The sequence below is a fragment of the Kitasatospora sp. NPDC094019 genome, assembly GCF_044764505.1.
In the GTDB taxonomy this organism is placed as follows: Bacteria; Actinomycetota; Actinomycetes; order Streptomycetales; family Streptomycetaceae; genus Kitasatospora.
Window position 1 is genome coordinate 81,048 of record NZ_JBIWIF010000026.1, and the last position, 11,135, is coordinate 92,182.

Sequence of the window (11,135 nt, forward strand, 5' to 3'; positions counted from 1 at the left end):
TGTCGTCGGAGCACCGGGAGGAGATCGCGGTCGGGCCCGTCCGGTGGCGCGAGCCGCTCGACGGGGAGGTGCCGTCGGGTTCGGCCCAGGGAGAGAAGGGCGGGGACGACGGGCCCGGACCGGCCCTCTCGCCATGACGCCACACCCGCGCCTCGGGACCGTGATGACCGCGTCCCCTCCCGGGGATCACGACGTCGTAGGCTGCGGCGCATGCACGGAACACTGACCGAGCACGCTCGGTGTCTGTACGGAGATGAGTACCGTCCGACACCGGCGTGCGCTCAAGAGCACGACGAGCACAACTTCATCGAGGAGCTGACGTTCGCCGACGCGGACGCGATCCTCTCGATGCTGCGAGAGCTCTGCCCGTACGTGGCCGACGGCTGGCTCCCGGTGCGGATTCGCAACCTCGCCTACCGGCTCGTGCTGCTGCAACGGCCGGACCAGCCGGCCCTTCTGCGGGAGGCCGCGCAGAACCTGCGGCTGCACGGCCCGGACTGGGACCACATCGCGGCGGAACTCACGCAGCGGGCCGAGGTGCTGGAGGCACGCTGACGGACCGGGCCCATGGTGCCTCGTGCCACACGCTGCCCTCGTGCCTCGTACGCATCGAGGCTGCCGGTCACGGTGCCCGTGAAGACGTGGGAGCGCCCGTTGCAACGGCTGGCCACGGCTCCGGGACACGTGAGCCGCTCGATCGCGCGCCCGACCTCGTCGCGTCGCTCGTCCATGCCTCCCACCGGTCCGGGAGTGCGCGAGTGGGACGCGGCGAGCCGCGTCCCCGAGTGGGGCGCGGCGGTCACGGCAAGCCGTCGTGGACGGGGAACGCGTCGGTGACACCGGTGAGTTCGAGAACGCGCCGGACGATCGGCCGGGGCCGGGCGAGCTCGATCCGGCTGCCGCTGTCCCGCGCCCTGATGACGGCATGAAGCAGTTCGGAGAGGCCGGTCGAATCGCAGAAAGGCGAGTTCGCCGCAGTCGATCAGGACGACCGTGCCGGGGGCGGACAGGGCCCGGTCGAGCGCCTCGCGCAGCACGGCGGCCGAGTCCAGGTCGAGCTCCCCGCGCAGGACGAGGACGGTGCCGCGGGCCCACGGCCGGGCGCGGGTGGTGAGGCCGACCGGCTCGTCCGGGGCACTCATGGTGCCGGCGGCGGGTGGTCGGGGCGGGCGGCGGGCCATAGCGGGTGCTCCTGTTCGTTCGGTGCGGGCGGCCGGGTCCGGGTGCCGGGGCCGGGTTCGGGCGCTCCCGGACGGGGCCGCCCGCATCGGGGCGAGGGTGTCGTCGTGGAGCAGCCGTTCGGCCCCGGCGCGGTCGCGGTGACGGGCCGGGCGCCGGAGGTCGGGGGCGGCGGTGGCGGTGTGTGCGCGCAGGTGCGGGGCGTTCGCCCCGGCGAGGGGGCGGCGTGCGGCCGAGCGGCGCGACCGGCACGACGGGTGGCGCCGGCCTGGAGGTAGTAGCGATGCCACCGCGCTCGTCTCCCTTCACGTGTCCGGCCCCCCGCAATGCGGCTAACCGCTGCGGGAGGCCGGAAACACGGGACGGGGAGAACGTTGTCGGACGGTCCGCGCGACCGGGGCTGTCGACCCCCGGGCCCAAGTGATCTCAGGCGGGAGCGCGGTCCGGGCAGGCCACCGGGTCGGCAGTATCGCGACGGACCGGCGGGTCGTGGTCGTCCAGCTCTTCGCGCAGGTGGGCGAGGGTGGTGGAGAGCAGCCGGGACACGTGCATCTGCGAGACGCCGATCCGCTCCGCGATCTCGGACTGGGTCCGGTCCTCCCAGAACCGCAGTTCGAGCACCATCTGCTCGCGCCGCGGCAGCCGTCCCAGCAGGGGCCGCACGGCCGTGCGGAACTCGGCGAGCTCGATGCCCGGGTCACAGGAGCCGAGCCGGTCCAGCAGCGCGCTGCCGGGCTCGTCACTGTCCTGCTCGCGCAGGGCGTCGAGGGAGTCGGGCCGGTAGACCCGCCCGGCGATCAGGCCCTCGACGACCTCCTCCGGATCGAGGTCGAGCGCCTCGGCTATCTCCTGGGGGTGCGGCAGCCGGCCGAGTTCCTGCTCCAGCCGGTCCGAGCCGCGCGCCACCGCGAGGTAGCACTCCTGCATCCGGCGTGGCACCCGGACCGGCCAGGAGGTGTCGCGGAAGAAGCGCTTGATCTCGCCGGCGATGGTGGGGATGGCGTAGGTGACGAACTCGACGCCCCGCCCCGGATCGTAGCCGTCGACCGCCTTGATCAGGCCGACGGTGCCGACCTGGAGGATGTCGTCCATGTCTTCCTGGCGGTAGCGGAAGCGCCCGGCGATGAACCGCACCAGCGGCATGTTGAGTTCGATGATGGTGCCGCGCACGTAGCTGTAGGCGTGCGTCTCGCGGGCGAGCCCGGCGAGCCGATCGAAGAGCGCGTCGCTGAGTTCGCGCGCCTCGGTCTTGCCCATGGCGCGCAGCTGCGCCTCGGTGGGACGCGGGGGGAGGTCCGCGGGTAGGGCCGGAGGCTGGTCGGCGCAGGGCAGGGGCGGCTGAACGTCGGAGGAAGCGGACGGCGGACCGGCCCGGTGGCCGACCGCCGATGTCATCATGGACACGGCGAATCTCCTGGGCGGCGGGAACGCCTCGGACCGCGAGAGGGGTGGGCGTGGTCGCCCGCGCACTGCGGCCCCTCTTCCCTTCTGCCCGGCTTCTTCGAGAAGCAACGGTCCAGGTGGCGCCCGGTGAGGGCGCAGGAGTGACCCGCGATGCCGCTCGGTCGCTCCACTGGTTCTGATACCCGGCACGGGTCGATTCACTCTGTTTTGCCCAGGTTTACTCTTCCGGCTCCGCAGTCCGCCCTCCCGGGGCCGGACGCGGGGGCGAACAACGCGCGCCCGGAGTCACCGACAACCGGGGATGCCCGACCGTCCCGCACCGGCCTCGGCACCGGGAGGCGGAGTCCAGCGCCCGGACCGCACGGGTCCCACGGGTCACACGGGTCACACGGGTCGGCGGCACGCGGCGCATGGTCCGCAGCCCACGGTCCAGGCGGCGGTCCACCCCCGGATCACCCGCGATCTCCGCCAGGACCCGGCGTTGCCGGTCCGACGGCCCCGCTCCGTCCATCACCGCCGCCTCGCGCCTCGGCGCTCCGACCCCTCGGACATCGGCCCGGTGGCTCCTTCCCCACGCCCCGTACGCCCCGTACGCGGCGTACGCCGACAGCGCAACGCGTGCCCCGGCTCCAGTCCCGGTCCCGGTCCGCTGTAGCGTGACCGTGCCGGTGATCATCGGTCGGCCGCCGCGTGCCGTGCCACGCTCGCGCGGCCCCGGCCGGGAGCGTGGGGGGCGTGTTGGAGCCGCATCGGATCCTGCTGTTGGACGCGGCACCCGGGGACCTCCTCGGCGTGGAGCTGGAGCGGCTGCTCGGCCACGGCCTGGCCGTCACCCTGAACCTGCGGCGGGTCACCGACCGGGCGGCCGCGCGGGCCGCCTGGGGCGGGCGGGTGGAGTTCACCGACTTCGACCCCTTCGACGAGGCCGCCCTGGTCACCGAGACCCTTCGCGGCGGCGGACACCAGGCCGTCAAGTCCCGGGCCGGGGTGCCGTTGCGCGCCGCCTTCCTCGCCGCCGCGACCGGTTCCGCAGCCGGTGCCGGCGCCGCCGCCCGAGGGCTGCGGGTGGTGGGCCGGGCCGGGGCCGGCACCGATCACGTCGACCTCACCGCCGCCGCCCGCCACGGAGTCGTGGTCACCCACACGCCCGGGTCCAACGCCGGGGCGGTCGCCGAGTTCGCCCTGGCCCAACTGCTCGCCCTGACCCGGGACCTGGTCGGCCACAACGCGGCTTCCCACCGGGGCGACTGGCGCAGTCCGGCGGCACCGGCCCGGGCGCTGTCCGAACTGAACCTCGGCATCCTCGGCACCGGCCGGATCGGCCACGCCCTGGCCGGACGCGCCCGCGCCCTCGGCATGACGGTGCGGGGCCTCGGCCGCCGCCCGGCCGAGGCGGACGGCGTCCGGCGCGTGGACTCGCTGGCCGAACTGCTCACGACCAGCGACGTGCTGTCCGTCCACCTGCCGCTCACGGCGCGGACCCGGGACCTGATCGGCCACCGCGAACTGGCGCTGCTGCGGCCGGGCGCGATCCTGCTCAACACCGCCCGGGGCGGCATCGTCGACGAGCAGGCCCTGGCCGACGCTCTGCGCGACCCCGGGCACCCGCTCGCGGCGGCCGCCGTCGACACCTTCGAGCACGAGCACGCCGCGTTCGCCTCACCCCTGTTCGGACTCCCGAACGCCCTACTGACACCCCACGTCGCCGGCATGACCCGCGGCGCCATGGCCGAGGCCGCCGTCCGCTGCGCCGACCACATCGCCGCCCTCCTGGCCGGCCGCCCGACCGGCGTCCCGGTCGCGACCGGCTGACCTCGTGCTTCGACGTCCGGCTTCCAACCGGCCGAGCCGGTTCGCAGCAGACCCCCGCAGAGTCCGCCTGCTCGGCCGAGTACGAGCACGAGCACTCCGATCAGCCCCGACGGCGCTCGGTCGGGACCACCGCGGCGGTCCCGACGGCAGGCCCTCCCCCACCACCGACCGTCCGCCCCTGGGCTGCTGCCCGGCCTCGGAGCCGCGGCACCGGCAGCCGGCCCGCCGGCGGGTCGGCACGGAATCACGCAGCACGGGACGACGCACGAGCTGATCGAGCATCCGCCTCTGCCCCGACCCCTGCCGTTCGGCAGGGGTCGAATGCCCTGCCGGGTCCGATAGATGTGCCGATCTGCACATGTGCGGGTGGGGGTGCCGCGACCAGGATTGGGGGCATCGAGAGGGCGGCCGACCGGGCCGCCGGGGAGGGAGATCCACCATGTTCCGCATCCGTACCCGCAACCGTGCCACTGTCCGGACGGCCAGGGCCGCCGCTGCCGCCGGGCTGGCGCTCGCGGCGCTCACCGGCATCGCGCCGGCCTCCGCGGACGCCCTGTCCGGGGGCTCCGCGCCCGAGGGGCGGGGCGACCGGTCCGCGCGGCCCGCGACCGTCAGCGGCAGCGCCCGGATCTGGTACGCCTTCTCCCCGGAGGACGAGATCCGGTTCACCGTCGACGCCCGGGCGAAGCCGTACTCCCGCCCCCTCCCGGGGACCAACTCGCCCAACGGACTGCCCACCGACGCCGTGGGCACGGTCCGCTACTCGCACCGTGACGCGGCCTCAGGGACGGTCTACAGCGCCGAGGCCGAGGTGGACTGCCTGAGCACCGGAGGTCCGGTCGCCACCCTGACCGCCGTCATCAGCTCGGGCGCCGGGGGCTCCAAGGAGCGGATCGGTCTGAGCGTCTACCAGGGCAGCGGCCGCGACGGCGCCCGGCTCGGCTTCTCCTGGGGCGTGGTCAACCTCGACCTGGACGCCGACCAGAAGCCCTATCAGCCGGTGGTCGGCACCTGCATGGCCCCGGCCCCGTTCGCCCCGGTGCTGCGGGGCGGCTTCACCGTCCACCACGTGGAGTTGGAGGCCCCGAGGACGCCCGGCACGTAGGGCACGCCCGGGCCGGGCCGCCAGGGCGTGATCCGTCCGACGGACGCCGTGCGGGCACCCGGCCTGTGGGTCGGCCGGGCGCCCGCACGGAGAACGCGTCGAGCGGGTCCGCGGTCAGGGAGCGGTGATGCCCGGCTGGGCACCGGCGCCGAAGGACCAGCCCTCGACCTCGCCCGGGGCCGGGTTGTAGGAGCCGGCGCCGAGGCTGCTGTAGGTCCACGGGCCGCCGTGCGGGGCGTGCCAGTACGACCAGTAGGCGGTGCCGGTGGGGTTGGTGCAGGTCGTCGGCAGTGCGTTGATCTTGCAGACGAAGCCCGGGAAGCGCGGGTGGAAGGAGTAGGAGAAGCCGGCGCCGGTGATCGCGGCGAGGCCGCTGGCCGGGTCGCCCGGGGCGCAGCCGGTCTCGATGCCGCCGCCGAGGGCGGTGAAGTCGACGACCACGGTGACACCGGAGGTGCCGGTGCAGGCGGCGGCCCGGGCGGGCGGGGCGGTCGCGGTGGAGACGCCGAGCAGACCGGCGGTGAGGGCCGCGGCGGCGGCGAAGGCGCCGAGGGTACGGCGGGTGGGGCGAGGGGAGGTGTTCGTGGAGGTGGTCATGGAGGTGCTCCTCTGGTGCGGCGGGCGGCGGTGCGCGGTCTCGGGCGGGCGACCGTCAGGGGCGTGCGGCCGGGGCCGGGCAGGCCAGGGTGGGGGCGGACGGGCGGGCGCCGTGGGCGCTGAGGCCGGCGAGGCCCTGGCCGGAGAGGCCGAGCACGGCCTGGGCGGTGGCCCGGGTGGCGTTGGCGGGGTTGAAGCCGCTCGCGTCGTAGGCGACGGCGCCGCGCACGGCGGGGTCGGCGGAGCAGCCCTGCTGGAGCTTGACCAGGCTGCTCCAGCCCTTGAGGCCGCTGACGAGCCGGCCGCCGGGCAGCAGGGCGGAGGTGGCCAGGCCGGTGCTGTTGGCGTTGGAGGTGGTGGCACCGGCCGCGGCGAACCCGCCGTCGGTGTTCTGGTGGGCGGTCAGCCAGTCCAGGCCCGCCCTGGCCTTGGCGCTGCGGCCGGTGGCGGCGAGGGCCTGGGCCGCGAGTGCGGTGGCGTCGGTGTCGGCGGTGCAGGTCGCCTGGCCGAAGGCGACCGGGAAGCCGCCGTCGGCGCACTGGGCGGCGGCCAGGAAGTCGACGGCGGAGGCCGGGGCCCCGCCGGGGGTGCGCTGAAGGGCGATCAGGGCCAGGGACTGGCCGAAGGCGTTGCTGTAGTCGCCCCACTGGGAGCGGTCGGAGAAGCGGCCGCTCGGCGTCAGCAGGGATCGCAGCCGGGCGGGCAGGTCGACGCCGCCGAAGGCTGCCGGGGCGGCGCCGCGCACCTCGGCGGCCAGCAGCAGCTTGGCGGTGGCACCGGCGTACGCCTCGGTGGTGCCGTCGCCCAGGTAGCCGCCGAGGATGTCGGGCCGGGCGAGCCAGGCGGTGGCGCGGGCGGCCGCCTGGTCGGCGCTGCCGGCGGCGGCGAAGGCGAGCACGGCGTCGATGGTGAGGCCCTGGTCGGGGTAGGCGGTGCCGTCGAAGACCGACTCGAAGTGGTCGCCGTCGACGAGTTGACGGGCCAGCCAGCCCGCTGCGGCGGCGTCCGGGCGGTAGGTGCCGGTGGCACCGGTGGTGGAGGCCACGGGGGCCGCGGCGGTGGCGGCATGGGCGGCAGTGGCCGGAAGGGCGGCGGTCAGGGCCAGTGCGGATATCGCGAGCAGGCGGAGCGGGCGGTGGCGGAGCGCGGAGGCGGGCATGCGGGGCCTTTCCGGGCCTGGACGCACGGGCGGCCACCGGCGACCGTGCGGGGCAAACTGCCCGACGGCTCCGGGAGCCCCTGGCCGCAGACCACGACGGGAGGAGGGGACACACACCTCCGCCGACGGGTACTCGGGCTCGCCGCCGACTGCCGTCGGCGGCCTACCGTTGCGGGTCAGCGCCGGAATTGGACCGGACTTCCCCCGACGGCGGAGTCAGAACATGACGGCTCATGATGTCGGCTCGGCCGAGAGAGGGTCAAGGCCGGTGCGGGATCGAGCCGCCGACGGTGCGGGTGCGCGGTCTCCCGAGCACGGTCATCGAAGCACGGCCTCCCGAGCACGGCCTCCCGAGCACGGCCGCCGGAGCGCGGTCACCAGGACGGGGACGGCAAGGACGGGGACGACAGCGCGGGGACGACAGGGCCCGGTCACCGGGGCGCCGATGGGCGCCCCGGGCCGGCGACCGGGACCAGGAGCGGCGGACCGGGAGCGGAGGCCCGGTGACGACAGGGACCCGCCCGGCCGCCGCGGGGATGCGGCGGCCGGGCGGGAGACCGGGGCGGACGAGGTCCGGGCCTTCGGGGTCGGAAGCCCTGGATCGGACCTCGGGGCAGCCGCCTCCGGTCAGCAGGTGCCGGCCGCGCGCTCGCGCACGACCAGATCGGTGCGGCCCGCCGTGGCGTCCAGCCAGACCACCCGGGTGCCACGGTCGGCCACCGGGGAGTACTGACCGCCCCGGTTGCAGGACATCCGCTCGGGGGTGCCACCGGTGAGCGGGAACTGCCAGACCTTGGGCAGGTCGGCGTTCTTGGTGCCACCCGTCACCCGGCGAGCGGCGTCGGCGAAGGTGACCGCCCGGTCGGAGGCGGTGAAGCCCGCGATCCGGCGCGGCTCGGCGCCGGTGCCGGTGCCGGGCCGAGGGCCGGCGGGCAGGAGATCGGTCACGCCGGAGCCGTCCAGCGCGCCGGAGCGGATCACGCTGCCCTTCGCCGGGTCGAACGGTGTCTCGACCCACAGCAGTCGCCCGCCGACGAGGCGGGTACCGGAGACGTCGGTCCCGGAGGTGGTGTTCGGGTCGTCCACCACGTACTGGGCGACCACCTTGCCGGCGGCGAGCGAGTAGACGGTCGGCGCGCTCACCGTCCGCTCACCGGCCTGCCAGCTCTCGGTCCAGGCGAGCAGGCCGTTCTGGAAGGCGAGACCGGCGGCGCCGTGGCCCTCCGGCAGCGCGATCGGCACCGCCGGGGCGCCGTCGCGGGAGATCGCGGGCCCGCCGCGGCCGGTCGCCTGGTCCGTCATCAGGAAGGCGATGTCGCCGCCGGAGACCTTGACGTCGCGGAGGTACTGGTTCACGCCGCGGTGGACGCTGCGCACCGGGCCGCCGGCGAGCGGCCGGGCCAGGACCTCCATGCCCCAGCTGCCGTCGGCCCCCGCGCCCATCGCCACCCAGGTGGCGGTCGTGCCGTCGGTCGCGGGCCAGCCGTGCGAGCGGCCGTCCTCCGGGCTGAGCCGGGTGGGCTCGGCGGAGCCGCCGACGGCACCCGCGTACACGGCCATGCTTCCCCTGGCCCCCTTGCCTGCGGTGGCCGCCACCCAGCGGCCGGCCGCGACGTCCGGTGCCATGCTCTCGGTGGAGAGTTCGCGCAGCAGCGGCCGACTGTCCACGCCGATCCGGCGCTGCCAGCCGTCCTTGATCCCGTGGGCGTCGAACGCCCCGGCCACGGTGCGGAGTCGGGCGCGGTCGAGACCGAGCGCACGGCCCGCGGCGAGGACCGCGTTGCGGGCGTCCACGAAGTCGTCCAGCGGAGTGAGGTACTCGGCGAGGGCGCGGTAGACCAGGCGGTCGGCGAGAAGCGGGTCGAGGGTGCGCCGGATGTCCCACAACGCGCCCGAGAAGACGGTGGAGTTGAGGTGGACGCCGCCGTTGTCGACCCCGGCCGGCGCCCCGACGTAGTCGGCCACGGTGGTACGGCGGTCGTCCATGCGGCGGCCGGCGCACGCCTCGGGGGTGCCGGTGCGACAGAGGTCCTCGCCGAGCAGCGCGGCCCTGGGGTCGGTCATCGGGATGTTCCGGCTGGTCACCTCGATGGCGTTGCCGAAGTAGTCGGCGAGGGCCTCGTCGAGGGCGCCGGACTGGCCGAGGCCGACCAGCTCCGCGGTGTACTTGACGACGCCGTGGGTCATCTCGTGACCCGCCACGTCGCGCGCGACGGAGAACGGGCGGTACTTGCCGCTCGCGCCCCCGTAGATCATCTTCTGGCCGTCCCAGTAGGCGTTGTCCAGGGGCTCGCCGAAGCTGGTGACGTTGACGACGGAGGTGATCGGTCCGGCCTTGCCGTCGATCCCGTCGCGGCCCAGGCGGTCGCGGTAGAAGTCGTACACGGCGGCGGCGTTGAGGTGCGCGTCGGTGGCGCCGCTGGTGCCGGTGGAGGCCGGGAAGTCGGTGCTCGCCGAGGCGGCCGGGCGGGCGTCGGGCGGCAGGGTGCGGTCGAAGTCCATCACCTCCCGGCCGGCCGCGTCGTAGGTGGTGACGGTGGCGGGGCGGGTGAGGTCGACCAACTGGTAGGTGCCGTCAGGGAGTCGGCCGATGTCGACCCGGACGGGGCGGCCGAGGGCATCGGGGGCGGTACCGGTGGCGGGTTCGACGGCGGGGGCGCCCGCCGCCGGAGCAGCGGCCGCGGCCACCGGGGCGCCGAGCGGGTACGGCGCGCGCACCTCGTAGGAGAGCGCGACCTCCCCGACGGCGGCGTCCACGAACACCTCCTGCGCCTTCGCCGCCCAGACCGCCGGATCGCTCCCGCGCACGGTGAAATGGCGGACGAGCCGGCCGGCGCCGCCGGGCAGCACCACCAGGCCGTGGTCCTCGGCCGCGACGCCCGCTCGGGCCGCCGGATCCTGGACCGCGCCGATCGCGAGTCGGCGCAGCGCCTCGTCCGGGACGGTCTGCGCGGTCGGGGCGGTGAGGCCGGTGAAGTACTTGCCGCCGGCCGACTCGACCCGCCGCCCGGCGCCTTCGCCGACCAGGTGGACCAGGTACCTGGCGCCGAACACGGGTATGCCGCCGTACCGCTGCTCGAACTTGACGGTGCGCCGGCCGTCGGCGGCGCGCTCCACGCCGGCCTCGGCGAGCTGTGCGGGGTCGATCCGGTAGCGGTCCTGATGGGCCGCCAGGTGGGCGCGGGCCGCCTCGGCCGGATTGTCACCGGGGGCCGCCTCGGCAAGGCCGGTGATCAGTTGCGGAGCGGCGGTGTCCGATCCGGCGACCAGTCCGGGCACCGGGTCGGCGTCGGCGGACGGTCCCCCGACCGGTCCGGCGAACGCGGGTGGCACGGCCACTCCGAGACCGAGTACGGCGGCGATCGCGATGCCGAGCAGCTTGGGTCCGGGTGTACGGGAACGGTGATGCACTGCGGTCCTCCCACGGGAAGCAGTCGACCCGACGGTGTGCCGGGCCTCGCACGGACGGCGGATGCCCACCCCACGGCTCGTCCGTTCTCCGGAGCCGCCGGTCCGTCCTGCGGATCAACATAGGCCATCTCTCTGCATATGTCGATTGACTGCATATACAGATCGACCGACACCCATCTCTCGACCGAGAGGCCCGCGCCCACCGACCCACCTCACCAGCGGACTTGATCCGACCGCCACACCCCGCCAGGTGAACGTCTACATCGAAGTAGACGAATTAGGGAGCCCTTAGTAAGGTTCACCTAATCTTCCCGGCCACCGTCCGCATGCTGTCCGCAGGCCGGCCGCGACGCCACCGACCACGCCCCGGAGTCCGCATGTCCGCCCGTCGTTCCACCGCAGCCACGCTGCTCACCCTCGCCGTGGCGACCGCCGCACTGGCCGGCTGCTCGCAGAAGAAGGACGACA

The 11,135-nt window shown here is 75.1% G+C and carries 7 protein-coding genes, 1 pseudogene and 1 riboswitch; of the genes and pseudogenes, 3 read left to right on the forward strand and 5 right to left on the reverse strand.

Annotated elements, in window-relative coordinates:
* Positions 1-210: 210 nt before the first annotated feature.
* A complete protein-coding gene (locus ACIQ9P_RS36030; protein WP_402365826.1) occupies positions 211-555 on the forward strand; it encodes a hypothetical protein in 345 nt (114 codons plus the stop codon).
* Between the two features lie 244 nt (positions 556-799).
* On the opposite strand, the pseudogene ACIQ9P_RS36035 reads toward ACIQ9P_RS36030, so the two are convergent.
* Both ACIQ9P_RS36035 and ACIQ9P_RS36040 read right to left on the reverse strand, forming a co-directional pair.
* Positions 800-952 (reverse strand): annotated as a pseudogene (locus tag ACIQ9P_RS36035) (STAS domain-containing protein); the annotation flags it as partial.
* A gap of 653 nt (positions 953-1,605) precedes the next feature.
* Positions 1,606-2,577 carry a SigB/SigF/SigG family RNA polymerase sigma factor gene (locus ACIQ9P_RS36040; protein WP_402365841.1) on the reverse strand — a complete coding sequence of 324 codons (972 nt, stop codon included), beginning with the start codon at positions 2,575-2,577 and terminating at the stop codon, positions 1,606-1,608.
* Positions 2,578-3,318: 741 nt separating this feature from the next.
* Between ACIQ9P_RS36040 and ACIQ9P_RS36045 the strand changes: the two genes are divergently transcribed.
* Both ACIQ9P_RS36045 and ACIQ9P_RS36050 read left to right on the forward strand, forming a co-directional pair.
* Positions 3,319-4,395, forward strand: a complete 1,077-nt coding sequence (locus tag ACIQ9P_RS36045) for an NAD(P)-dependent oxidoreductase (protein WP_402365828.1) — start codon at positions 3,319-3,321, stop codon at positions 4,393-4,395.
* A 439-nt stretch (positions 4,396-4,834) separates the two neighbouring features.
* Positions 4,835-5,500, forward strand: coding sequence for a hypothetical protein (locus ACIQ9P_RS36050; protein WP_402365830.1), 666 nt, complete (start codon positions 4,835-4,837; stop codon positions 5,498-5,500).
* 114 nt (positions 5,501-5,614) lie between these two features.
* Here ACIQ9P_RS36050 and ACIQ9P_RS36055 read toward each other — a convergent pair whose 3' ends face one another.
* From ACIQ9P_RS36055 to ACIQ9P_RS36065, 3 genes are all read right to left on the reverse strand, one after another.
* The gene (locus ACIQ9P_RS36055) at positions 5,615-6,097 is read right to left on the reverse strand and encodes a flagellar hook-length control protein FliK (protein ID WP_402365831.1); all 483 of its coding nucleotides are present in this window, start codon (positions 6,095-6,097) and stop codon (positions 5,615-5,617) included.
* A gap of 55 nt (positions 6,098-6,152) precedes the next feature.
* Entirely contained in the window at positions 6,153-7,256 is a 1,104-nt protein-coding gene (locus ACIQ9P_RS36060; RefSeq protein WP_402365833.1) for a peptidase, read from the reverse strand.
* Between the two features lie 106 nt (positions 7,257-7,362).
* Positions 7,363-7,502, reverse strand: a riboswitch (cobalamin riboswitch).
* 381 nt (positions 7,503-7,883) lie between these two features.
* A complete protein-coding gene (locus ACIQ9P_RS36065; RefSeq protein WP_402365835.1) occupies positions 7,884-10,667 on the reverse strand; it encodes a M4 family metallopeptidase in 2,784 nt (927 codons plus the stop codon).
* Positions 10,668-11,135 lie beyond the last annotated feature (468 nt).